Raw genomic sequence first — 23,100 nt, 5'->3', positions numbered from 1 at the left:
GACCACGAAAGCGAGGCCCGCATGGCCCTGTTCGCCGTCGAGTACACCTATTCGGACGCGACCGCCTCGGCGCGCGACGAGCACCGCCCGAAGCACCGCGCATGGCTCGGCGATCTCGTCGAACAGGGCATCGTGCGGGCAACCGGCCCGTGGACGGACGGTTCGGGTGCGCTCATCCTCGTCGACGTGGCCGACGAGGCCGCGGCGCGCGAACTGATGGCCCAGGACCCGTTCGCGCAGCGCGACCTCGTCGATGCCGTGCGCATCACCGGGTGGAACCCGGTGATGGGCGTATTCAACTCCTGACGGATTCCTTCTCGCCGCGCGTTTTCAGCAGGCTGGCCACCGTCGTCACGGCCAGCACGCCGACGATCACGACCAGGGACACGCCGGTGGAGATCTCCGGGACGGCGACGTGCTCGCCGCCGTTGATCCAGCCGAGCGTGTTCTCGTGCAGGGCGTGGAGCACCAGCTTCACGCCGATGAACGCCAGGATGATCGACAGTCCGTAGGACAGGTAGACCAGCCGCTCGAGCAGACCGCCGATGAGGAAGAACAGCTGTCGCAGACCCATCAGCGCGAAGGCGTTCGCGGTGAACACCAGGTACGGCTCGTTCGTCAGACCGTAGATCGCGGGGATCGAGTCTAGCGCGAAGAGGATGTCGGTGAACCCGATCGCGACGAGCGCGAGCAGCATCGGCGTGACGAGCTTCTTGCCGTCGATGCGGGTGACGAGCCGGTCGCCGTCGTACTCGTCGTGCACCGGCAGGAACTTCCGGGCCAACTTGACCATCCGGTTCTCCGAGATGCCCTGCGGGTCCTCGCCGTGGTCGCGGATGAGCTTGACGGCGGTGTAGACGAGGAAGAAGCCGAACAGGTAGAACACCCAGCTGTAGGTGTTGATCGCCGCGGCACCGACCGCGATGAAGGCACCGCGCATCACCAGGGCCAGCACGATGCCGATCGTGAGGACCTTCTGCTGGTATTCACGGGGCACTGCGAAGGTGGCCATGATGATGACGAACACGAAGAGGTTGTCGACCGACAGCGCCTTCTCGGTGATGTAGCCGGCGAAGTACTCACCGCCGTAGGTCGGGCCCCAGATCGCGAAGACGATCACGCCGAAGAGGATCGCGATGGCGATGAAGACGGCCGACCAGAAGCCGGATTCGCGCAGGGTCGGCGCGTGCGGCTTGCGGACGTGGGCGAAGAAGTCGAAGACGAACAACCCGATGATGACGGCGATCGTGATCAACCACGTGGTCAGGGTTACGTGCATGGGCACAGGGCCTTCCGGTAGGTATGCGTACCTGCCGGAGGTCTCTCCCGCCCGGACCATCGCCGGACCGACGGCCCCGGGACGGCATCGGCGCCGCACGTGTTGACGAGACCGCCGCGGATCAGGGGATACTCCCCTCCACAGCTCCCCCGATTGTGCCACACATCGTCACTTCCCGCCGGAGGCAGCAGTGACGGTCCGTCGAACGGGCCGGTCTCATTGCTCGGCGGCCGGGGCCTCCGCCGGGTCTCCGCCGCCACGGATCGAGTACAGCAGGCCGTCGAGCTCCTCCGGCTTGACGAGCACGTCGCGGGCCTTGCTGCCCTCGCTCGGCCCGACCACGCCGCGTGTCTCCATCAGGTCCATCAGGCGACCGGCCTTGGCGAATCCGACGCGGAGCTTGCGCTGCAGCATCGACGTCGAACCGAACTGGCTCGTGACGACGAGTTCGACGGCCTGCAGGAAGACGTCGAGGTCGTCGCCGATGTCGGGGTCGACGTCCTTCTTGTCGCCGGCCTTCGGGGCGGTGACGCCCTCGTTGTACTCGGGTTCGGCCTGGTTCTTGGCGAAGTCGACGACCCCTGCGATCTCGTCGTCGGTGATGAACGCGCCCTGCAGACGGATCGGTTTGCCCGCGCCCATCGGCAGGAACAGTCCGTCGCCCATACCGATGAGCTTCTCGGCACCGGGCTGGTCGAGGATGACGCGCGAGTCGGTGAGCGAACTCGTCGCGAACGCGAGCCGCGAGGGCACGTTCGTCTTGATGAGACCGGTGACGACGTCGACCGAGGGTCGCTGGGTGGCGAGCACGAGGTGGATGCCGGCGGCGCGGGCCTTCTGGGTGATGCGGACGATGGCGTCCTCGACGTCGCGCGGGGCCGTCATCATCAGGTCGGCGAGCTCGTCGACGATGGCGAGGATGTAGGGATACGGCCGGTAAACACGCTCGCTGCCCAGCGGTGCGGTGATCTCCCCCGACTTCACCTTCGCGTTGAAGTCGTCGATGTGCCGCACCCGGTTGGCCTGCATGTCCTGGTAGCGCTGCTCCATCTCCTCGACGAGCCACGCGAGCGCCGCCGCGGCCTTCTTCGGCTGCGTGATGATCGGTGTGATCAGGTGCGGGATGCCCTCGTAGGGCGTCAGCTCGACCATCTTCGGGTCGATGAGGATCATCCGCACCTCGTCGGGCGTCGCGCGGATGAGCAGCGACACGAGCATCGAGTTGACGAAGCTCGACTTACCGGACCCGGTGGAACCGGCGACCAGAAGGTGCGGCATCTTCGCGAGGTTGGCGGAGACGAAGTCGCCCTCGATGTCCTTGCCGAGACCGATGACGAGGGGATGGTGGTCGCGGCGGGTCGACGGTGCCGCGAGCACGTCCGACAGGCGCACGAGTTCGCGGTCGGTGTTGGGAACCTCGATACCGACGGCGGATTTTCCCGGGATCGGCGCGAGCAACCGCACGTTGTCGGTCGCCACGGCGTACGCGATGTTGCGGGCGAGCGCGGTGATCTTCTCGACCTTGACGCCGGGGCCGAGTTCGACCTCGTAGCGGGTGACGGTCGGGCCGCGGGTGAAGCCGGTGACCGCTGCGTCGATCTTGAACTGTTCGAGGACCTCGGTGATCGCCTCGATCATCTGGTCGTTCGCGGCCGACCGCGTCTTGGGCGGGTCGCCCTTGGTGAGCAACTCGAGCGAGGGAAGCGTGTAGTCGCCCTCGACCTCGCGGTCGCGGACGAACGTCTCGGCGGGTTCCGGTTCGGTGGTCTGGTCGACGACCTCGGGTACCGGGGCGGCCTTCGGCTTCTTGCGGGTGGGAGCGGGGGCCGGTGCTGCAGCCGGGGTCTCGGCGACCGAGGGCATCTCCAGCGTGGCCGGTGGTGAGGTGGGCTTCTCCGGTTCGGCTGCGCGGTCGTCCCACAGCGGGAGCACCTCGGTCTTCGCGTCGCCGTCGAACTCGTCGGGCGGGTAGTTCTCCACCGGGGTACGCCGGCGGCGGGACCGCTTGGGCGCGGGCGGCTCGTCGATCGGGTAGCCGTCGGCGTCGAACATCGGCGGCTCGTCGTAGCCGTAGCCGTCGTCGTAGTGGTCGTCGTAGTCGCCGTACTCGTCCTCGGCGCGGTAGCCGAGACCGAAGTAGTCGCGGAACAGTTCGGGCAGCTCCCGCACCGTGGTGCCGGTGAGCAGCAGGATCCCGAAGCCCGCCGCGAGGAGCATCAGCGGCACGGACAGCCAGACGGTGAGTCCGGAGGTGAGCGGGCCGCCAACGGCGGCACCGACGAAACCGGCTCCCTCGGCGCGGCCCTCCGCGTCGGTGGGTGAACCGGAGGCGATGTGCCACAGACCCAGTGCGGGCAGACCGACGAGCAGTCCGCCGACGACGAGCCGCGGACGGATCTCGGGATGCGGTTCGGTGCGCATGAGCGTCACCGCGATGCCGACCGCGACGAGCGGAAGGACCGCGCTCGCACCGCCGGTGACGGCACGGACAGCCGTCTCGACCCACTCGCCCACCGGGCCACCGACACCGAACCACACCGTGCCGGCGATGATCACGCCGAGGGAGATCAGTCCGAGCGCGATGCCGTCGCGGCGGTGTCCGGACTCGATCTCGGTGGCGCGACCCATCGTGCGGGTCGTGGCTCCGACGGCGCGGGCCGTCATCATCCAGCCGGCGCCGACGGTGCGGCCCACGGCGGTGAGGATCCCCCCGGAACTGCGCCGGGGACGGGCGGGCGCGGGACGTCGGCTCGCGGCCGGAGCGCGACGCGCGGTGCCCCCGCTGCGACGGCTCGTGGTCGAGGCCGCGGCCCGCGGCTTGCGTGCGGCGGTGGACCGGGACGAACCGGACGCCTTCGACTTCGCGGTCGATCGGGTCTTCGAGGTGGAGGCACCCGCACTGCGGGCACGGGAGGTGCTGCCGCCCGAGCCCCGCGCCCCCGTCCGCGACCGAGAGGTCGTAGACGACGTTCCGCGGCTGCCCGACGACTTTCCTGCCATGTCCGCCAGGGTAGCCGCACGGACCTCTCATGAACCATCAGCAACACGGGTACCGGGCGGCGGCACTGGTCACATGCCGTGCAGGCGAGTGCTCACAGGCCGCGTTTCGACGCCGCCAGTTCGGTGACGGCCGACTCGTCGCCCTCGATCTCGAGCCGCACCTGGTCGCGGCCGAAGGCGTGGAGCACGAGTTCCGACGGTTCGCCGCGCAACACGACCGTGCGGGGGCCGCGCTTGCGGAGGGTGACCCGCTCGCCGGAATCGGACCTCTCGAAGACGACCGTGACGTCGCATCCGCCGTAACTGTTGCGCCCGATCATCCGTGCGATCCGCCAGAGCTGGTCCTGGTCGTCGGCCGACAGCGTCCGCGGTTCCCATCCGGGCTGCGCGCGGCGCACGTCCTCGTGGTGCACGAACATCTCCGCCGCGTTGGCGACGGCGTCGAACAGGAACATCGGCGACCACTTCGGCGGGCCGGAATCGACGTCGGCGAGCAGGTGTGCCCACTGCCGGTCGGTGGCGGAGCGTCGCACCTTCTCCGTGTGGTCGGCCAGGGCCGGGACGAGGATGCCGGGCATCGCGTCCACGCGGCGCTCGCGGACGAGCAGGTGCGCGGCGAGATCCCGGACCGTCCAGTCGCCGCAGAGCGTCGGCGCGTCGGGCCCGACCTCGGACATGGTGCGGACGAGGGCATGTCGTTCGCTTCGGGCGAGGCTCATTCCGCCACTCTAGCGATCACGGTTGCCCTCGCCCATCGCGCGAGCCCGCGTGTTCGGCGGGCCCGCGCGGACCGTACTCAGGAGACCGGGATCACCGTGGGCACGATCATCGGACGACGACGATAGGTCTCGGCGACCCAGCGGCCGACGACCCGGCGGATGCCCTGGGCGATGCGATGGGTCTCCGTGACCCCTTCGGCAGCGAGTTCGTTGAGCGCCTTGTCGACGAGTTGTGCCGCTTCGTTCAATGCGCCCGGGTCGTCGGAGAAACCGCGACCGGAGACCTCCGGGGTACTCACCGCACGGCCGGTGGTGGCGTCGACCGCGACGGAGATCGAGATGAAACCACCTTCGCCGAGAACGAGACGATCGGACAGCGTGGACTCGCCCACGTCGCCCACCGACAGGCCGTCGACGTAGACGTGGCCGACCGGGACACGCCCGACGATCTCGGCGAGTCCGTCGACCATGTCGACGACCACGCCGTCCTCTGCGAGCACGATCCGCTCGCGGGGAACACCCGTGGCCTCGGCCAGAGCGGCGTTCGCCCGCAGGTGGCGCCACTCGCCGTGGACGGGCATCGCGTTGGTCGGACGCACCGCGTTGTACAGGTACAGCAGCTCGCCGGCCGACGCGTGGCCGGAGACGTGCACCTTCGCGTTCTGCTGGGTGACGACCTTCGCACCGCGCTTGGCAAGGCCGTTGACGACCGCGAACACGGAGTTCTCGTTGCCGGGGATCAGCGACGAGGCGAGGACGACGAGATCGTCGGCCCGGATGTTGATCTGCCGGTGCTCCCCTCGCGCCATCCGGGAAAGCGCCGAGAGCGGTTCACCCTGCGAACCGGTGGAGACCAGCACGACCCGGCCGTCGGGCAGGCTCGCCGCGGTGTCGATGTCGACCTCGAGGCCGTCGGGCACGTTCAGGTAGCCCAGATCCTGCGCGATCTGCATGTTGCGGACCATCGACCGGCCGACGAACGCCACGCGCCGGTTGTAGCGCTCGGCGACGTCGACGATCTGCTGGATGCGGTGCACGTGGCTCGCGAAGGACGCGACGATCACCCGGTTGGTGGCCTTGCCGATGACGGTGTCGAGCACTCCGCCGATCTCGCGCTCGGGGGTGACGAAGCCCGGGACCTCGGCGTTCGTCGAGTCGACGAGGAACAGGTCGACGCCCTCGTCACCGAGGCGGGAGAAGCCCGCGAGGTCGGTGAGGCGGTTGTCGAGCGGCAACTGGTCGAGCTTGATGTCGCCGGTATGCAGCACGATGCCCGCGGCGGTGCGGATCGCGACGGCGATCGCATCGGGGATGGAGTGGTTGACCGCGAAGTACTCGCACTCGAACGGACCGTGCGAGGTGGTCTGTCCCTCGACGACCTCGACGAGCTTGGGACGCTGACGGTGTTCGCGGCACTTGGCCGCGACCAACGCCAGGGTGAACTTGGACCCGACGACCGGGACATCGGGGCGCAGACGCAGCAGGAACGGCACGGCACCGATGTGATCCTCGTGGCCGTGGGTGAGGACGATCGCCTCGACGTCGTCCATCCGGTCCTCGATGTACCGGAAGTCGGGCAGGATCAGGTCGACGCCCGGCTGCTGGTCCTCGGGGAAGAGAACACCGCAGTCGACGATCAGGAGCCGTCCCTGGTGTTCGAAGACCGTCATGTTGCGGCCGATCTCGCCGATACCGCCGAGCGCAACCACACGCAGACCGTCGCGGGGAGCCTTGGGCGGTGTACCCAACCGTTCGGTGGGGTCGACGACGCGCGCGTCGGGTCGCTGGGCGGCAGCGGAGTTCTGCGCGACCCGGCGCGGGGCGCGGGAGGGCGGACCGGCGTTGCGGGTGGCGCGGCCACGGCCACGATCGGGGCGGCTCATCACAGCACCCCCGCAGCCTGGAGATCTGCCGCGAGCGCGTCGATCTGCGCGGTCACCGGGGCGACCTGCGGCAGGCGGGGCTCTCCGACGTCGATGCCGAGCAGTCGCAGCCCGGCCTTCGAGGCGCTCACACCTCCCAGCCGCGCGACGGCCCGGTAGATGGGCACCATCGACAGGTTGATGCGGCGGGCGAGTTCGAGATCGCCGGCCTCGAAGGCGGTGTGCAGCTCGCGGAGGCGACCGGGCACGAGATGACCGATCACGCTGACGAATCCGACGGCGCCGACGGACAGCCACGGCAGGTTCAGCGGGTCGTCGCCCGAGTAGAACTTCAGGTCGGTGGTGCCGATCAGTTCGGCACCCGCGTTCAGGTCGCCCTTGGCGTCCTTGACCGCGACGATCCGCGGGTGCTCGGCGAGCAGGCGCAGCGTGTCGGTCTCGATCGGCACGACGGATCGAGGTGGGATGTCGTAGAGCATGACCGGCAGATCGGTCGCATCGGCCACGGCGACGAAGTGGGCGTAGAGGCCGGCCTGCGGGGGTCGCGAGTAGTACGGGGTCACCACGAGCAGGCCGTGCGCCCCGGCACGCGCGGCGTCGCGGGCGAGCTCGACACTGTGGGCGGTGTCGTTGCTGCCGGCACCGGCGATGATCTTGGCGCGGTCGCCGACGGATGCGAGCACGGCCCGCATCAGCTCGATCTTCTCGTTCTCGGTCGTCGTGGGCGATTCGCCGGTCGTACCGGCGAGAACCAGTGCGTCACAGCCACCGTCGACGAGATAGTTCGCCAGACGCACGCCCGCATCCACGTCGAGCTTGCCATCGGCAGTGAACGGGGTCACCATCGCTGTGGCGACGGTGCCGAACGGAAGCTCGACAGCAGTTGCGGAATCACCGTTGGTCATGGTCAGAAGGCTACCGCGTGGCAGGGTCGCCTCGACACACGCCCGCCCCCCGAAGACGGATCACAGATCGGTGTCGAGGTGGATCGAAGATCTGTGTGCAGGTCGATCAGAGATCGGTCGCGAGCGTGGGAGCTGCGATCTCGCTGCCGTCGGACAGTTTCGTGATCGCGAAGTCCGAGAACGCGTTCGGTGCGGCATCCGCAAGCTGACGTACACATTCGACGGCGAGACGCCGGATCTCGACGTCGGCATGTTCGGTCGCGCGCATGGCGACGAAGTGACGCCACGAGCGGTAGTTGCCGGTGACGACGATGCGGGTCTCCGTGGCGTTGGGGAGGACCGCCCGGGCGGCCTCCCGGACCTGCTTGGCGCGCAACGGACCGGCGGGAAGATGCGAGAGCTTCTCGTCGAGTGCCTCCAGCAGCGCCACGTACGCCTCGCGGCTGCGCGCCGCGGCCGCGAAGAACAGCTCCTCGAGCTCGGCGTCGCCCGCGATCGCGGGCGGAACCACCACGGGCACCTCACCGTCGGCGACGAAACGCTGGGACAGCTGAGAGAACGAGAAGTGGCGGTGCCGGATCAACTCGTGCGTGCACGAGCGGGAGATACCGGTGATGTAGAAGGTCGCCGTGGCGTGTTCGAGCACGGACAGGTGCCCCACGGTGAGCAGGTGACGGAGGTACCCGGCATTCGTCGCGGTGCGCGGGTTGGGCTTGGACCAGCTCTGGTAGCAGGCGCGACCGGCGAACTCGACGAGCGCCTCCCCGCCCTCGGCGTCGGTGTCCCAGTCGACGTCGTCGGGGAGATGGAACTCCGTCGTGGCGATGAGCCGGACCTTCGGAACGGCGGGTTCGGGCGCCATCGTCTCCTCCTCGCCTCGGTCGTCGCGCATCCTCCGGACGCGCCGTCTCTTCCGTCCGCACACTAACGCGCCTCGACCTGCGACGATCGATGACATCACGATGACACCTTGCGTGACATCATTTGTGACGTCACACTGGCGTCATGGACATCGACAAGTACACGTCCGCCATCACCGACTCCGTGATCTCCGCGGCCGAACTCGGCGACGAACAGACCCGACGCACCGCCGCGGCCCTCGCGACCGCCATCGCCGCACCCGTCCGGCTCGCGGTCCTGGCAGCACTGTCCGACATGGCCAACGAGATCAGCGACGAACTCGGCGACCGCACCGTCACGGTGCGACTCGACGGCACCGACGCCGTCCTCGCCGTCCACAGCGAAACCGCTCCCCCGCAAGAGGATCCGACGCCGTCCTTCGAGGAGATGACCGGCGATATCAGCCGGGTGACCCTGCGCCTCGTCGAGCAGATCAAGACCAAGGCCGAGGAAGCCGCGCAGCAGAGCGGACTGTCGCTCAACTCCTGGATGGCGCAGGCCGTGCAGGGCGCCCTGCGGGAGCAGATGCGCTACCAGCGCCGTGCCGACGAATGGCGCCGTCGAGGTGGTTGGGCGAAGCCCACCCCGCCCGCATCCACCGAGCAACCGCCGACCGACCCGACCGATACCGCGGGCCCGGACGACGCGGCGGGCCCCGGCGACACGGAGCCCCACACCGACGCGTGAGGCACCTCACCGCACGATAGAGTGCCGACGCACACATATCGGGCGACGCGGAGGGCGCATGGCGGTCAGCAGCACCAGGAATTTCGACATCGACGCAACCCCGGAGCAGGTGATGGCCGCACTCGCCGCGGTCGAACGCCTGCCCGAGTGGTCGTCGACCCACAAGTCCGTCACCGTCGAATCCACCCACCCCGACGGACGCCCACACCGTGTGCGGATGACCGTCTCGATCGTCGGCATCACCGACGAACAGGTCGTCGAGTACGACTGGAACGGCAACGAGTCCATGTCGTGGACCCTCGTGGAGAGCAGCCAGCAGCGCCAGCAGGACGGTGCCTACACCCTCACTGCCAAGGGATCCGGCACGACGGCCGAATTCTCGCTGACGATCGATCCGAAGATCCCGATCCCCGGATTCCTCGTGCGGCGCGCCGAGAAGATGGCCCTCGAAACCGCCGGCAAGGGCCTCAAGTCGTTCACGGAAAAGCATTTCCGCTGATAGCGGAGCGAAGCATGTCCACTGATCGCGGAGCGAAGAACTCTCGCTCGCGTCAGATCTCACCGGCCGCGGTCGCCGCGACGATGGCGCCGAACTCGTAGCACTGCTCGCGCACCTTCGCGTCGACCGGTCCGGTGATCTCGAGATCGGCGGCAGCCTGCACGAGACCCAAGCCGGTGGTCAGGCGCCGAACCGAGGCCACAGCCCCGGCGGTGTCGTTGTTCCCGTGCACCCACAGACCGTAGGGACGGCCGGCCACGGCATCGAGACACGGGTAGTAGACGGTGTCGAAGAAGTGCTTGAGCGCACCCGACATGTAGCCGAAATTGGCGGTGGTGCCGAACAGGAAACCATCGGCGGCCAGCACATCGGGCACCGTGGCACCCAGCGCAGGAACCGCCCGGACGGTGACACCCGTGATCTCCGGGTCCCGCGCTCCCGCCAGGACCGCTTCGAGGATCTCGCGGGTCGACGGCGACGGGGTGTGGTGCACCACCAGCACCGTGCGCGATCCGTCCCCGCGTCCCGTCTCGTCCGCCCCTGACCGGTCTTCCACAGCCTCGTCCGTCACATCAGCAGGCTGCTGGACCGCGCTGAGCTTGTCAAAGCCGCTCACGGCAGCGCTTGTCGAAGCCGCTCGTCGGTTCAGGAACCCGCGTCGCCGTCCCGTTCGAGTTTCTCGAGCGCGACGGCCCGGCGCATCGTCTCCCGCGCGCGACTGCGGTCGCCCGCATAGTCGTAGGCGCGTGCGAGCCGATAGGAGTTGCGCCAGTTGTCGGGGTCGGCTTCCCATTCCTGCTTCACGGTCGCGAACAGTTCGTCGGCGGCGTCCCGGTCGATCCGCCCCGAGGGCATGCGGGGCAGATCGTCGACGTCGAGTTCGAGGCCTTCGTCGTGGATCCGCCGCGCGAGATGCTGGTGCTGCAGGCCTGCGCGGAGGGTCGCGTAGACGATCCAGGCTCCCACGATCGGGAGGATGAGGATGCCGATACCGAGACCGATCGCCGCGACCTCACCGGAGCGGATCAGCTCCAGGCCGGTCGAGCCGAGCAGGACGAAGTAGAACCCCAGCGCCACCACGATGAACGCGATGGGCACGAGGACTTTGAGGGAGCCGGTTCTCACAGGTCGAGGAGGGGATCGATTCCGACGGTCAGTCCCGGCCGCTTACCGATCTCCCGCACGCCGAGCAGCACGCCGGGGGCGAAGGAGGAGCGGTCGATCGAGTCGTGCCGGATGGTGAGGGTCTCGCCCTGGGTGCCGAGCAGCACCTCCTGGTGGGCGACGAGTCCGGCGAGACGCACGGAGTGCACGCGGACACCGTCGACGTCGGCGCCGCGCGCACCGTCGAGTTCGGTGGTGGTGGCGTCCGGGCTCGGAGCCACACCGGCCTCGGCGCGGGCCTGCGCGATCAGACGGGCGGTGCGGTAGGCGGTACCGGACGGTGCGTCGGCCTTGTTCGGGTGGTGCAGCTCGATCACCTCGACGGAGTCGAAGAACCGGGCGGCGGCCTGGGCGAAGCGCATCGACAGCACGGCACCGATCGCGAAGTTCGGTGCGATGAGTACCCCCACCTCGGGACGATCCGCGAGCCAGCTCCGCACCCTGTCGAGGCGCTCGTCGTCGAAGCCGGTGGTTCCGACCACGGCGTGGATACCGTTCTCGACGAGGAAGTGCAGGTTGTCCATGACGACGTCGGGGTGCGTGAAGTCGACGACCACCTGGGCCTGCGAGTTCACCAGGGTGTCGAGACCGTCACCCTTGTCGACGGTGGCGACGAGCTCGAGATCGGACGCGGCGTCGACGGCGGCGCAGATCGCCTGGCCGACCTTGCCGGCAGCACCGAGTACACCCACCCGAACCTTTGTTGCATCCACTTGCGTCGTCACGCCCTTTCGTTGCCGTCTCCCCCGGAAATCCTACGCAACCACCCGCGGATGTCCCGAGCGGGTCGAATGCCACCTACTGCTGCGCGCAGAGGGCGTCGAGCCACAGGCCGACCGACGAACGGATCTCGTCGACCCACGCCGTGCCCGGCCCCGAGGACGTGTGGGCGCGTAGGCCGTGGGTGCGATCGAACAGAATTCCTTCGAGCAGGGTCACCAGATCGTGGCCGGCCGTACCGGGGTCGGGCGCTCCGAGCTCCCGCACGAGGTCGGTGGCCGCGGTGATCGAGAACATGCAGCCCGCGAGCGCCTCGGCCGACTCGGGTTCGAGCCGCGCGTCGGTCGCGAGCGCGTACCGGGCCAGCACATCGGTGCGGCGCACCGTGAGCAGACGTTCGATATAGCGCGCGATCAGGTCGGCGGGCGAACTCGGGGTGCCGGTCGTGTCGTCGAACAGCGCGGCGAAATCCGCGCGCGACCGATCGGTGAGACGGGCGATCGCAGCCGAGACCAGGGCGTGGCGGGTGCGGAAGTAGTACGAGGTCGAGCCCTTCGGCAGACCGAGATGCACGTCGATGCCCGTGTGCGTCACCGCGTGGTTGCCGCCACGGGCGGCGAGTTCGAGTGCGGCGTCGCTGATGGCCGTGTGCCGGGAGGGACGTCGAGGCGGAATCGTCACTCTACGATGATAGAGTCTCGGCGTGAGGTTGCGCCGCCGCAGGAACCGCGGGTCACCGAACACCGCCCTGCCGAACCCCGTTCCCCGCACGGTGTTCGACGACGCCGCGCGTAGCAGGGGGTTCGTGCTCGATCCCGCGCAACACCACGCCGTCGAGCAGCTGTGCCATCCCGAGCGCCCGAACGTCTACCTGTGGGGCCCGCCCGGACGTGGCAAGAGTTGGCTCGCCGACGTCTACTTCTCGGCCTATCCCGGACCGGACAAGCTGCGCGTCCACTTCCACGAGTTCTTCCGCGACCTGCACGTCGAGCTCCGACGGCACCGCTTCGATCTCGACGCCGCACTCGATCATCTGATCGGTCGCGCCGAACTCGTGTGCTTCGACGAATTCCACGTCCACGATCCGGCGGACGGCACGTTCGTCGCCCGGTTGCTCCCCGCACTGCTCGCGCGGCACACGCGTCTCGTCCTGACCTCGAATTACCGTCCCCGCGAGCTTCTCCCCGATCCGCTCTTCCACGAGGGCTTCGTCCCGACGATCGAGCTCGTCGAGCGGTGCGCGACCGTCGTGGCCCTGGACGGTCCGCGCGATCATCGGCTCGATTCCGACCGTACGCGGGGTTTCGCGTCGGGGATCTGGGCCGTCTCCCCGTCCGACCTGCAGCTACGACGGCAGGGCCTCGAGCGGCCGGCACCGGCCGAACATCGGGTCCTGCGCCCGGCAGGACGTCCGCTCCGCGCTCTACGGGCCGAGAAGGACTGTCTCTGGTTCGACTTCGGCGACCTCTGTGGGCACACCACGGCGCCGGCCGACTATCTGGCGCTCGCGGCGGAGCACCTGTTCTGGGTCGTCGACGGGATCCCGAACCTGACGACCGCCGGTCGCGAACCCGCGCAGCGATTCGCCGATCTGGTGGACGTGCTCCACGACCGCGACGCGCGGGTCGTCTTCGTCGCGGAGGTCGCGGTGTCGGAACTCGCTGCCGCGGCGGGACCCGTCGCGCACGACATCGGACGCCTGCGGAGCCGACTGGCTCAGCTGAGGACGATTCAGGACACGAGTTCGCGCACCGATGCCGGAAGGTCACGCGTGCGCCTGTAGGGACCGGCGACCGCGACCGCGAACGGCCGGTGCAGCAGGTCGGCTGCCACGCTGCGTACTTCCTCGGTGGACACCGACGAGATGCGTTCGAGGGTCTCGGTGATGCTCCAGTGCTGTCCGTAGCTCAGTTCGCTGCGGCCGATCCGGTGCATGCGCGCGCCGGTGTCCTCGAGTCCGAGCACGAGACCGCCGCGCAGCGACCCCTTGGCACGAGCGCATTCCGCGTCGGTGATGCCGTGTTCGGCCACGTCGGTGAGCACTTCCCGGACCACCGCGGCGACCTCCCCGAGGTTGTCGGGCTGACAACCCGCGTAGACGGAGAAGGCGCCGGTGTCGGCGAAGGTGTCGGTGCCGGAGTACACCGAGTAGGCCAGGCCCCGCTTCTCCCGCACTTCCTGGAACAGGCGCGAACTCAGCCCGCCGCCGACGGCTGCGTTGAGCACCGACAGCGCCCAGCGACGCCCGTCGTGCCGGCCGAAGGAGCGCACGCCGAGGGTCAGGTGCGCCTGCTCGTTGTCGCGCTCGACGATGCTCATCGTCGGCGCGGTACGCAGTTCGAGCCGTCCGTCGCGGCAGGGCGCGGGAGCGGCCGCGTCGTCCAGATGACCGGCGAAGGCGCGGCGCACCAGTTCGACGGTGTGCGCGTGGTCGACGTTGCCGGCGACCGCGACGACCATCCGCGGCGGCGTGTAGCGGCGCACGTGGAACGAATGCAGCTGGGTCCGGGTCATGGACTCGATCGACTCGACGGATCCGATGATCGGCCGGCCGATGGGGTGATCGCCGTACAGCGCGGTGAGCAGCGAGTCGCCGAGCAGGTCCTCGGGATCGTCGTCGCGCATCGCGATCTCCTCGAGCACCACCTGACGCTCGACGTCGACGTCCGCGCTCAGGCACCGGCCGCGCAGGACGACGTCGGCGACGACGTCGACGGCGATCGGCAGGTCGTCGTCGAGCACGTGCGCATAGAAGCAGGTGTGCTCCTTGCTGGTGAACGCGTTGAGCTCTCCCCCGATCCCGTCCATCGTCTCGGCGATGTCGAGAGCGGTACGCGTCGGGGTCGCCTTGAACAGCAGGTGCTCGAGGAAGTGGGCGGCGCCTGCGACGGACGGTTGTTCGTCGCGGGACCCGACACCGACCCACACTCCGACGGCCGCCGAGCGAACTCCCGGGACGTGCTCGGTGACGACCCGCACGCCTCCGGGCAGGACCGAGCGTCGGACGCCGGTGGCCGCGACGGGTGCGGGGGTCGAAGCGTCGTTCTTCACGTGGGAACTGGAAGCCATGGGGATCTTCGGTGGTCCTGACAAGGTCGGAGGGCGCGGAACATTTCACAGTACACCGGGACTCTCCCCCACCATCGGGCGCGCGCTCACCATCCCCGTCGTTGCGGCTGCGAACCCACGAGCCGTCCGGGACGTGCCTCGTCGCGGCTGCGGTAGACGATGTACGGCCGGAACAGGTATCCGACGGGGGCACTGAAGGCGTGGACCAGGCGGGTGAACGGCCAGATGGCGAAGAGCAGGAGACCGATCAGCGCGTGCAGCTGGAAGCTGAACGGCGCCTCCACCATCAGGTCGCCGCGGGGTTGCAGGACCCAGATCGACCGGAACCACGGCGAGACGGTCTCCCGGTAGTTGTGTTCCTCGCCCACGACACCCGACCCCATCAGCGTGGTGGCGAGACCCGCCACGATCGCGGCGACGAGCACGACATACATGACCTTGTCGTTGAGAGTGGTGGCGCTGAAGACGGGACCGCGGGTGCGACGGCGGTACACGAGCAGGGAGATGCCGACGAGCGTCGAGACACCGGCGATCGTGCCGAGAGTGATGGCCTGCACGTGATAGGCGTGCTGACTCAACCCGACGGCGTCGGTCCACGACTGCGGGATCACCAGGCCGATGACGTGGCCGACGATCACGACCAGGATTCCGAAGTGGAACATCGGGCTCGCGATGCGCAGCAACCGCGCCTCGTACAGCTGGGACGAACGGGTGGTCCATCCGAACTTGTCGTATCGGTACCGCCACCAGGTCCCCACCGCGACGATCGCGAGTGTCACGTACGGCACCACGTCCCAGAAGATCTCTCCTGCACTCATGATTCCGGGACTCCTCGCCGGGAAGATCCGTCGGACGGCGACGAGGGCGCGGGCCGGGGCGGCACCGTCAGGGTGAAGGGCTGCAATCCGATCGACTCGCGGGGCGGTCCCGCCTGCGCGAGGCGCCGGGCCCGCTCCTCGTCCCGGGCGGTGACCGGCGGGAGCGTCGCGCACACGGCCGCGACGACCTGCGCGTACGGCGAGCCGGTCTCGTGCAGGGAGGTGTGCAGCACGTCGAGGGCCACCCGATACCGGATGAGAAGTTCCTCGCCTGCAGAGGGATCCACGGTGGCCGCGAATTCGAGGACGACCGGCAGATGGTCGGGTGATTCGTGGGCGGGCGGCTCGACGCCCGCGGCGCGGTAGGCACTCGCGAAGGCGTGCATCTCGGCGCCGCGATTCCGGGTGTCGCCCGCGGTCCAGTAGGTCAGGTACATCGTCGAGCGTCGCCGCAGGTCGAAGGTCTCGACGTACCGCTGGGCCAGGACGAGCAGATCCGGTTCGTCCAGTGCGCGGACCGCCGTCCCCAGCATGTCCTCCTCGGGACCGGTGATGTGGTCGACGAGCTGCCCGGCGACGTCCAGCCGTCCGGCGTGTCCGTCGTCGGGATAGGCCAGCAGCAGCGACGCGGCCTGACGGACGAGGCGACGGTGCAGTGCGCGATCGACGCCGGCGCGCCGTGGACGCAGCAGTCTCATCGCTTCTCCCCTTCCGTGCCGTGACCGCCCCTGTCGTGACCGCCCGGGAACATGCCCGTCGGCACGCCCTTGCCGTCCCAGTTCAGGAGGTTCACCCGCGACGGGTTCGACGCGTTCGCCGCCATCCCCTCACTGGTCTGCCGCTGGGCGAGGGCGTGGAAGGTCTCGACCGCCACCGGGACCGGGGCGCCGCTGGCCTCACCGAACGGACCCGACTCGTACATGCCGGGACCACCCTCGTAGGACAGTGCGCAGTCCGTCGCCGACTCCTCGAGGCGATGCCCTTCGGCCGCGTAGGCGGTGGGGATGACGTACCGCTCGTCGTACTTGGCGAGCGCGAGGAGCCGGTACATCTCGTAGATCCGTTCCTCGGTCATGCCGACGGCCTCGGGGATCTCGGGGCGGGTCTCGCGGCCGAGATTGATGTCGCGCATGTAGGAGCGCATCGCAGCGAGTCGTCGCAGCACCGCCTCGACCGTCGCGGTGTCCCCGGCGGTGAACAGTTCCGCGAGGTACGCGATGGGGATGCGCAGGGCGTCGAGGGCGCCGAACAGGTTGCCGATGTCCTCGCCGTCGTGTCCCTCCCGGCTGACGGCGTCGACGACCGGCGACAGCGGTGGCACGTACCAGACCATCGGCATCGTCCGGTATTCCGGATGCAGCGGCAACGCGACCCGGTAGGTGCTGATCAGGTCGTAGACCGGGGACCGTTGCGCGGCCTCGATCCACTCGTCGGAGATGCCCTCGGCGCGGGCGCCGGCGATCACCTCGGGGTCGCGGGGGTCGAGCAGCAGCCCGCGTTGCGCCTCGTACAGGTCGGTGTCGTTCTCCACCGATGCCGCCTCCAGGACCCGGTCGACGTCGTAGAGGACCAGACCGATGTACCGAAGCCTGCCCACGCACGTCTCCGAACACACCGTCGGCAACCCGACCTCGACGCGCGGATAGCAGAAGGTGCACTTCTCGGCCTTGCCGGTCTTGTGGTTGAAGTACACCTTCTTGTACGGGCATCCGGACACGCACATCCGCCAGCCCCGACACCGGTCCTGGTCGACGAGCACGATGCCGTCCTCCGACCGCTTGTACATCGCCCCGGACGGGCACGACGCGACGCAGGACGGGTTCAGGCAGTGCTCGCAGATCCGCGGCAGGTAGAACATGAAGGTCTGTTCGAACTCGAGTTTCACCCGGTCGCCGACCTTCTTCAGGATCGGATCGTCGGGCACGATCGACGGTGAGCCGCCGAGATCGTCGTCCCAGTTGGCCGACCATTCCACCTTCATCGGCTCGCCGGAGATCAGGCTGCGCGGTGACGCCACCGGGACGTGTTCGCCGAGCGGGGCATTCGTGAGGTTCTCGTAGTCGTAGGTCCACGGTTCGTAGTAGTCCTGGATGGACGGCATCTTCGGATTCGAGAAGATGCGGGCGAGTTTCGCGAGGCGTCCGCCGTCGCGGAGACGCAGACGTCCCTTCGCGTCCCGGACCCATCCGCCGCGCCAGCGTTCCTGATCCTCGTAGGTGCGTGGATAGCCTTGGCCCGGCCGGGTTTCGACATTGTTGAACCACACGTACTCGGTGCCCGACCGGTTGGTCCATGCCTGCTTGCAGGTCACCGAGCAGGTGTGGCATCCGATGCACTTGTCGAGGTTCATCACCATCGCGAGCTGTGCCATGACCTTCACGACCGCCTCGTTCCCTGCTCACGCATCAGTAGACGACCTCCTGGGATCGGCGCCGCACGATCGTCACCTCGTCGCGCTGGTTGCCCGTCGGACCGAGATAGTTGAACGCGTAGGCCGTCTGCGCGTATCCGCCGGCGAGGTGGCTCGGCTTGATGAGGATGCGCGTCAGCGAATTGTGGATGCCGCCGCGGCGTCCGGTGGTCTCGCTGCGCGGGACGTCGATGACGCGGTCCTGGGCGTGGTAGACGAACACCACTCCCTCGGGCATCCGGTGCGAGACGATCGCCCGGCACACCACGACACCGTTGCGATTGACCGCCTCGACCCAGTCGTTGTCGCTCACCGAGATCTTCGCGGCGTCGGCCGGCGACATCCACATCGCCGGTCCGCCCCGGGACAGCGACAGCATGAACAGGTTGTCCTGGTATTCCGAGTGGATCGACCACTTCGAGTGCGGGGTCAGGTACCTCACCGTCAGGCCGATACCGTCGCCGGAGCCGACCGCTTGCTCACCGAACAGCCGCGACATGTCGAGCGGGGGCCGGTAGACCGGAAGCTGCTCCCCGAGTTCTTCGAGCCAGTCGTGGTCGAGGTAGAAGTGCATCCGGCCCGTCAACGTGTGGAAGGGCTTCAGTTCTTCGATGTTCACGGTGAACGGGGCGTACCGGCGACCTCCTGTTTCGCTCCCCGACCATTCCGGGCTCGTGATGACCGGTACGGGACGGGACTGGGTGTCGGCGTAGGTGATCCGCCGTTCCTCACTGCCCTCCGCGAGGTGCACGAGTCGCCGTCCGGTGCGTTTCTCCAGCTCGCGGAAACCCTCGACGGCGAGCCTGCCGTTGGACGTGCCCGACAGCGCGAGGATCGTGTCGGCCATGCGCTCGGCGGTGGTGATCGCCGGACGCCCCTGCCCGGCACCGGAATCCATCACGCCGAATCTCTGTGCCAGTTCGGCGACCTCACGGTCCGGCCGGGTCACGACACCCTTGGTGTTCAATCCGAGGGTCTCGACGAGCGGGCCGAGGGTCGCCCACTTCTCCGCGACCGCACCGTAGTCCCGTTCGACGACGGTGAGCGGACCCATCGTCTTCCCCGGAACCGGTATTTCGCCGGTCGCGCGCCAGTCCCGTTCGGTGCCGGACGGATACGCCATCGCCGCGGGCGTGTCGTGCTGCAGTGTCCCCATGACGATGTCGGTGCGGGTTCCCAGATGGGTCCGGGCGAGGGCGCTGAAGGTCTGCGCGATGGCGCCGAAGGCGTCGTAGTCCGAACGGGTTTCCCAGGGCGGGTCGACCGCCGCGGTGAAGGCGTGGATGTAGGGGTGCATGTCGGTGCTCGACAGGTCGCCCTTCTCGTACCAGGTCGCGGCGGGCAGGACGATGTCGGAGAACAACGTCGTCGAGGTCATGCGGAAGTCGATCGACATGAGCAGATCGAGTTTTCCTTCGGGCAGGTCGTCGGGCCACGCGACCTCGCCGGGTCGCAGGCCGGGGGCCGTCGGCTCGCCCTGCACGTTGGAGTCGGTGCCGAGCAGGTGCCGCAGGAAGTACTCGTTGCCCTTGCTGGACGAGCCGAGCAGATTCGACCGCCACACGCTGAGCACACGCGGCCAGTTCCGGGGATCGTCGGGGTCGGTGACCGACAGCTTCAACTCGCCCGAGGCGAGTTGCTGCGCAACGTGCTGCGGGATCTCCGTTCCCGCGGCCCGCGCCTGTTCGGCGACCTCGTGGGTGTTGCGGTCGAACTGCGGATAGAAGGGCGTCCAGCCCATGGCGACGGCGGACGCCATGACGTCCATCGTGTGCTTGTCGCGGAAACGTCCTCGTCCCAGGGGACTGGCCAGGGCGTCGGCGCGGTAACCGTCGTAGCGCCACTGATCGGTGTGCACGTACCAGTAGGAGGTTCCGGCCATCTGGCGGGGCGGGCGAGACCAGTCCGTCCCCATCGCCATGGCCGCCCATCCCGTGACGGGCCGGCACTTCTCCTGGCCGACGTAGTGCGCCCATCCGCCTCCGTTGCGTCCCATGCAGCCGGTGAGCATGAGCAGCGCGAGTACAGCGCGATAGGTCGCGTCGCCGTGGAACCACTGGCAGATGCCGGCCCCCATGATGATCATCGAACGCCCGCCCGATTCCTCTGCGTTGCGGGCGAACTCCGTCGCGATCCGGATCGCCTGGGCTGCGGGCACTCCGGTGAGGGCCTCCTGCCAGGCCGGGGTGTACGGCGAGCCCGGGTCGTCGTACCCGCTCGGCCACTGCCCGGGCAGGTCGAGCTCCGGGCGGTTCACCCCGTACTGCGCGAGCATCAGGTCGAAGACGGTGCACACGAGGTGATCCCCGATCCGCCGCACCGGCACGCCCCGTTCGATGCTCTCACCGTGCCCGTCGACGGTGTCGAAACTCGGCAGGTGCACCGCCGCGGTCTCACCCGCTCCCCCACCTCCGGGCGCGACCGTCAGTGCGGGGACGAGGTCACCGAGTTCGAGATTCCACTTGCCGATGCCGTCGTCGCCGTAGCGGAATCCGAGGGAGCCCCGGGGTGCGACGACGGTGTCGGTCGCACCGTCGACGAAGACCGGCTTGAAGGCCGCGTTCTCGACACTGTGCCCGAGGTCGGCGGCGGTGAGGTTCTTGCCCGGCACGAGCTTCCCGTCGCGTTGGTCGAGCCGTACGAGGAAGGGCAGGTCGGTGTACCGGCGCACATAGTCGACGAAGAACGGAACACGCTGCCGCACATAGAACTCTGTGAGAAGCACATGGCCCATCGCCATCGCCAGGGCACCGTCGGTACCCGCCGCGCACGCCATCCATTCGTCGGCGAACTTGGTGTTGTCGGCGTAGTCCGGGCTCACCGAGACGACCTTCGTGCCGCGATAACGGACCTCCGTCATCCAGTGCGCATCCGGGGTGCGGGTGACGGGCACGTTCGAGCCCCACATCATCAGATAGGACGCGTCCCACCAGTCCCCGGACTCGGGCACGTCGGTCTGGTCGCCGAAGACCTGCGGCGACGCCACCGGCAGGTCCGCGTACCAGTCGTAGAACGACGTCATCACGCCGCCGAGCAGTTCGACGAACCGGGAACCGGCGGCGAAGGAGACCATCGACATCGCGGGGATCGGCGAGAAACCCGCCACCCGGTCGGGCCCGTACTCCTTGATGGTGTGAACGTGCGCGGCGGCGATCATCTCCGTGGCCTCGGCCCACGTGACGCGCACCAGCCCGCCCTTGCCGCGGGCACGCTGGTAGCGGCGGCGCCGCTCGGGATCGTTCTGGATGTCGGCCCAGGCGAGCACCGGATCGCCGAGTCGCTGCCGTGCCTCCCGGTACATCTCGACGAGCAGCCCGCGCGCATACGGGTACCGCACGCGCGTCGGTGAGTAGGTGTACCAGGAGAAGGCCGCGCCGCGCGGGCACCCGCGCGGTTCGTACTCGGGACGGTCGGGACCGACTGTCGGATAGTCGGTTTCCTGGGTCTCCCAGGTGATGATGCCGTCCTTGACATAGATCTTCCACGAGCAGGAGCCGGTGCAGTTCACCCCGTGGGTGGAGCGGACGACCTTGTCGTGACTCCAGCGGTCCCGGTAGAAGATGTCGCCTTCGCGGCCACCGCGCCGCGTGACCGTGCGCGTGTCGTCGGACTGCTCGCCGGAGGTGAAGAACCGTCCGCTGCGCACGAGCAGTTCCTCGATCCGGTTCCCGACTCCGGCGGTGTCCGTCACGGCTTCTCCTCACGTACGTCGCGGTTCCCGGATCCTGCGGCCGACGGCGGCGGTTCGTGGGCATGCAGCCGGAAGGCGGTGTAGAGCAGGCACACCAGTGCCGTCGCGGCGAGCAGGAGCAGGCCGACGGTGTAGTCGTTGCCCTCGGCGTCGTAGGTCGCGCCCATCACCAGGGGTGGGAAGTAACCGCCGAGCCCACCGGCTGCGGCGACGATGCCCGTGACGCTGCCCACCGCGTGCGCCGGGGCGCGGCGCGCCACCCATGCGAAGACCCCACCGGTGCCGATACCCAGGAAGATCGCCATCGTGATGAACGTCAGCGCCGACCACAGGTCGGGCGGGGGCTGGAAGGTCGCGATCACCGCCATCACGGCGGTGCCGGTGAACGAGGCCAGGACCACGTACTTCGGCGGCACCCGGTCCGACAGCGCTCCGCCCACGGGCCGGGCGAGGACCGCGGCGAGCGCGAAACCCGCCGTGCGCGTACCGGCGTCGACCGCGGAGAAGCCGTAGATCGTCTTGATGTAGGTGGGCAGATAGTTGCTGAACGCCACGAATCCGCCGAACACGACCGCGTACAGGAACGACATCTCCCAGGTCACACCGAGTTTCGCCGCGGCTGTCAGTTTGGGCAGCACCGGGTCGGTGTTGGGACGGAAATCGGGAGCGTTGCGCATCACCAGGATGCACACCACGGCGGTCACGGCGAGGGCGGCCGCCACGACGATGTGGGTGGGCACCAGCCCGAACCAGTTCACGAAACGCGGGGTGAAGAAGGCCGACAGGGCCGTGCCCACCATGCCCGCCCCGAACACGCCGGTCGCGAAGCCGCGGCGGGCGGGTTCGTACCAGTTGTTGGCGAACGGGATCCCGACCGCGAAGATCGTGCCGGCGATGCCGAGGAAGAACCCGCAGACCAGGAGCAGCGGGTAGGAGCCGGCCTCGGCGGCGAATCCGACCGCGACGACAGGAACGATCGACAGCAGCGAGACGGCGATGAACATCGCCCTTCCGCCGTACCGGTCCGTCATCGCCCCGACCGCGATGCGGCCGAGGGAGCCTACGAGGATCGGCGTGGCCACCAGCATCGACGCTTCCGTGCTGCTGAGCGACATGTCGGTGGCGTAGGTCGTCGACAGCGGCCCGATCATGTTCCAGGCCCAGAAGTTGATGGCGGACACCCAGGTTGCCAGAGCCAGATTCGCTCCGCGCAACCTCCCGAGATCCGCCGGCGTGGCCGTTCTCACATATTCAGGGAACCATTCCCGGGCGCGGTCCGCACCCGGTTCGGCGGAACCTCACCCGGAGGACGTCCGGCCGTTGCACCCCGGTAACCATGGTCTGCCGGAAACGACG

General features: G+C 68.6%; 20 protein-coding genes. 4 read left to right on the top strand and 16 right to left on the bottom strand.

What is annotated here, in order from left to right:
- Window positions 1–21 precede the first annotated feature (21 nt).
- Window positions 22–306 (top strand): YciI family protein, encoded by a 285-nt coding sequence (locus tag U9J23_RS09985; RefSeq protein ID WP_033096530.1) that lies wholly within the window; start codon window positions 22–24, stop codon window positions 304–306.
- Here the strand turns inward: U9J23_RS09985 and U9J23_RS09980 are convergent.
- The 6 genes from U9J23_RS09980 to thyX all read right to left on the bottom strand — a co-directional run bounded on the left by U9J23_RS09980 (window position 296) and on the right by thyX (window position 8,648).
- Window positions 296–1,279, bottom strand: coding sequence for a TerC family protein (locus U9J23_RS09980; protein ID WP_326602531.1), 984 nt, complete (start codon window positions 1,277–1,279; stop codon window positions 296–298). The genes U9J23_RS09985 and U9J23_RS09980 overlap by 11 nt on opposite strands.
- A gap of 216 nt (window positions 1,280–1,495) precedes the next feature.
- Window positions 1,496–4,279 carry a DNA translocase FtsK gene (locus U9J23_RS09975; RefSeq protein ID WP_167388356.1) on the bottom strand — a complete coding sequence of 928 codons (2,784 nt, stop codon included), beginning with the start codon at window positions 4,277–4,279 and terminating at the stop codon, window positions 1,496–1,498.
- Between the two features lie 92 nt (window positions 4,280–4,371).
- Window positions 4,372–4,998, bottom strand: a complete 627-nt coding sequence (locus U9J23_RS09970) for a TIGR03085 family metal-binding protein (RefSeq protein WP_059381236.1) — start codon at window positions 4,996–4,998, stop codon at window positions 4,372–4,374.
- A gap of 77 nt (window positions 4,999–5,075) precedes the next feature.
- Window positions 5,076–6,881: a ribonuclease J gene (locus tag U9J23_RS09965; protein WP_326602527.1), complete on the bottom strand. Its 1,806-nt coding sequence runs from the start codon at window positions 6,879–6,881 to the stop codon at window positions 5,076–5,078.
- The gene (dapA, locus tag U9J23_RS09960; protein ID WP_059381235.1) at window positions 6,881–7,786 is read right to left on the bottom strand and encodes a 4-hydroxy-tetrahydrodipicolinate synthase; all 906 of its coding nucleotides are present in this window, start codon (window positions 7,784–7,786) and stop codon (window positions 6,881–6,883) included. Before dapA ends, U9J23_RS09965 begins: the two co-directional genes overlap by 1 nt.
- Before the next feature lie 106 nt (window positions 7,787–7,892).
- Window positions 7,893–8,648, bottom strand: coding sequence for an FAD-dependent thymidylate synthase (thyX, locus tag U9J23_RS09955; RefSeq protein ID WP_059381483.1), 756 nt, complete (start codon window positions 8,646–8,648; stop codon window positions 7,893–7,895).
- A gap of 143 nt (window positions 8,649–8,791) precedes the next feature.
- Here thyX and U9J23_RS09950 point away from each other — a divergent pair, with 143 nt between their 5' ends.
- Entirely contained in the window at window positions 8,792–9,373 is a 582-nt protein-coding gene (locus tag U9J23_RS09950; RefSeq protein WP_326602523.1) for a hypothetical protein, read from the top strand.
- Window positions 9,374–9,431: 58 nt separating this feature from the next.
- Entirely contained in the window at window positions 9,432–9,872 is a 441-nt protein-coding gene (locus tag U9J23_RS09945) for an SRPBCC family protein (RefSeq protein WP_059381233.1), read from the top strand.
- Between the two features lie 52 nt (window positions 9,873–9,924).
- Here the strand turns inward: U9J23_RS09945 and U9J23_RS09940 are convergent, their stop codons facing one another.
- From U9J23_RS09940 to U9J23_RS09925, 4 genes are all read right to left on the bottom strand, one after another.
- Window positions 9,925–10,428: a flavodoxin family protein gene (locus U9J23_RS09940; RefSeq protein WP_326602889.1), complete on the bottom strand. Its 504-nt coding sequence runs from the start codon at window positions 10,426–10,428 to the stop codon at window positions 9,925–9,927.
- A gap of 89 nt (window positions 10,429–10,517) precedes the next feature.
- A complete protein-coding gene (locus U9J23_RS09935; protein ID WP_059381231.1) occupies window positions 10,518–10,997 on the bottom strand; it encodes a hypothetical protein in 480 nt (159 codons plus the stop codon).
- Entirely contained in the window at window positions 10,994–11,749 is a 756-nt protein-coding gene (gene dapB, locus U9J23_RS09930) for a 4-hydroxy-tetrahydrodipicolinate reductase (protein WP_174479584.1), read from the bottom strand. The genes U9J23_RS09935 and dapB overlap by 4 nt, the downstream gene beginning before the upstream one ends.
- Before the next feature lie 85 nt (window positions 11,750–11,834).
- Window positions 11,835–12,437 carry a TetR/AcrR family transcriptional regulator gene (locus U9J23_RS09925; RefSeq protein ID WP_229580096.1) on the bottom strand — a complete coding sequence of 201 codons (603 nt, stop codon included), beginning with the start codon at window positions 12,435–12,437 and terminating at the stop codon, window positions 11,835–11,837.
- 22 nt (window positions 12,438–12,459) lie between these two features.
- On the opposite strand from U9J23_RS09925, the gene zapE reads away from it, so the two are divergent.
- On the top strand, window positions 12,460–13,539 hold the full coding sequence (gene zapE, locus U9J23_RS09920) for a cell division protein ZapE (RefSeq protein ID WP_326602520.1): 1,080 nt from the start codon (window positions 12,460–12,462) through the stop codon (window positions 13,537–13,539).
- Here the strand turns inward: zapE and U9J23_RS09915 are convergent.
- The 6 genes from U9J23_RS09915 to U9J23_RS09890 all read right to left on the bottom strand — a co-directional run bounded on the left by U9J23_RS09915 (window position 13,488) and on the right by U9J23_RS09890 (window position 22,991).
- Window positions 13,488–14,825: a M16 family metallopeptidase gene (locus tag U9J23_RS09915; RefSeq protein WP_085468026.1), complete on the bottom strand. Its 1,338-nt coding sequence runs from the start codon at window positions 14,823–14,825 to the stop codon at window positions 13,488–13,490. The two genes, zapE and U9J23_RS09915, sit on opposite strands and share 52 nt — an antisense overlap.
- An 86-nt stretch (window positions 14,826–14,911) precedes the next feature.
- A complete protein-coding gene (gene narI, locus U9J23_RS09910) occupies window positions 14,912–15,643 on the bottom strand; it encodes a respiratory nitrate reductase subunit gamma (protein WP_230822995.1) in 732 nt (243 codons plus the stop codon).
- Entirely contained in the window at window positions 15,640–16,341 is a 702-nt protein-coding gene (gene narJ, locus U9J23_RS09905) for a nitrate reductase molybdenum cofactor assembly chaperone (RefSeq protein WP_272266484.1), read from the bottom strand. Before narJ ends, narI begins: the two co-directional genes overlap by 4 nt.
- On the bottom strand, window positions 16,338–18,023 hold the full coding sequence (gene narH, locus U9J23_RS09900) for a nitrate reductase subunit beta (RefSeq protein WP_106199997.1): 1,686 nt from the start codon (window positions 18,021–18,023) through the stop codon (window positions 16,338–16,340). The genes narJ and narH overlap by 4 nt, the downstream gene beginning before the upstream one ends.
- 25 nt (window positions 18,024–18,048) lie before the next feature.
- The gene (locus tag U9J23_RS09895; RefSeq protein WP_085468023.1) at window positions 18,049–21,744 is read right to left on the bottom strand and encodes a nitrate reductase subunit alpha; all 3,696 of its coding nucleotides are present in this window, start codon (window positions 21,742–21,744) and stop codon (window positions 18,049–18,051) included.
- Entirely contained in the window at window positions 21,741–22,991 is a 1,251-nt protein-coding gene (locus U9J23_RS09890; protein WP_326602515.1) for a nitrate/nitrite transporter, read from the bottom strand. The genes U9J23_RS09895 and U9J23_RS09890 overlap by 4 nt, the downstream gene beginning before the upstream one ends.
- Between the last annotated feature and the right edge of the window lie 109 nt (window positions 22,992–23,100).

Origin of the sequence: Rhodococcus sp. PD04, from assembly GCF_035918275.1 — a bacterium.
Lineage (GTDB): Bacteria > Actinomycetota > Actinomycetes > Mycobacteriales > Mycobacteriaceae > Rhodococcus > Rhodococcus rhodochrous.
This window is presented reverse-complemented; position numbering and strand designations above follow the sequence as displayed.

Coding starts and splice junctions, on each gene's coding strand:
- U9J23_RS09985 (WP_033096530.1), top strand. CDS start 22: ATGGCCCTGTTCGCCGTCGAGTACACCTATTCGGACGCGACCGCCTCG.
- U9J23_RS09980 (WP_326602531.1), bottom strand. CDS start 1,279: ATGCACGTAACCCTGACCACGTGGTTGATCACGATCGCCGTCATCATC.
- U9J23_RS09975 (WP_167388356.1), bottom strand. CDS start 4,279: ATGGCAGGAAAGTCGTCGGGCAGCCGCGGAACGTCGTCTACGACCTCT.
- U9J23_RS09970 (WP_059381236.1), bottom strand. CDS start 4,998: ATGAGCCTCGCCCGAAGCGAACGACATGCCCTCGTCCGCACCATGTCC.
- U9J23_RS09965 (WP_326602527.1), bottom strand. CDS start 6,881: ATGAGCCGCCCCGATCGTGGCCGTGGCCGCGCCACCCGCAACGCCGGT.
- dapA (WP_059381235.1), bottom strand. CDS start 7,786: ATGACCAACGGTGATTCCGCAACTGCTGTCGAGCTTCCGTTCGGCACC.
- thyX (WP_059381483.1), bottom strand. CDS start 8,648: ATGGCGCCCGAACCCGCCGTTCCGAAGGTCCGGCTCATCGCCACGACG.
- U9J23_RS09950 (WP_326602523.1), top strand. CDS start 8,792: ATGGACATCGACAAGTACACGTCCGCCATCACCGACTCCGTGATCTCC.
- U9J23_RS09945 (WP_059381233.1), top strand. CDS start 9,432: ATGGCGGTCAGCAGCACCAGGAATTTCGACATCGACGCAACCCCGGAG.
- U9J23_RS09915 (WP_085468026.1), bottom strand. CDS start 14,825: ATGGCTTCCAGTTCCCACGTGAAGAACGACGCTTCGACCCCCGCACCC.
- narI (WP_230822995.1), bottom strand. CDS start 15,643: ATGAGTGCAGGAGAGATCTTCTGGGACGTGGTGCCGTACGTGACACTC.
- narJ (WP_272266484.1), bottom strand. CDS start 16,341: ATGAGACTGCTGCGTCCACGGCGCGCCGGCGTCGATCGCGCACTGCAC.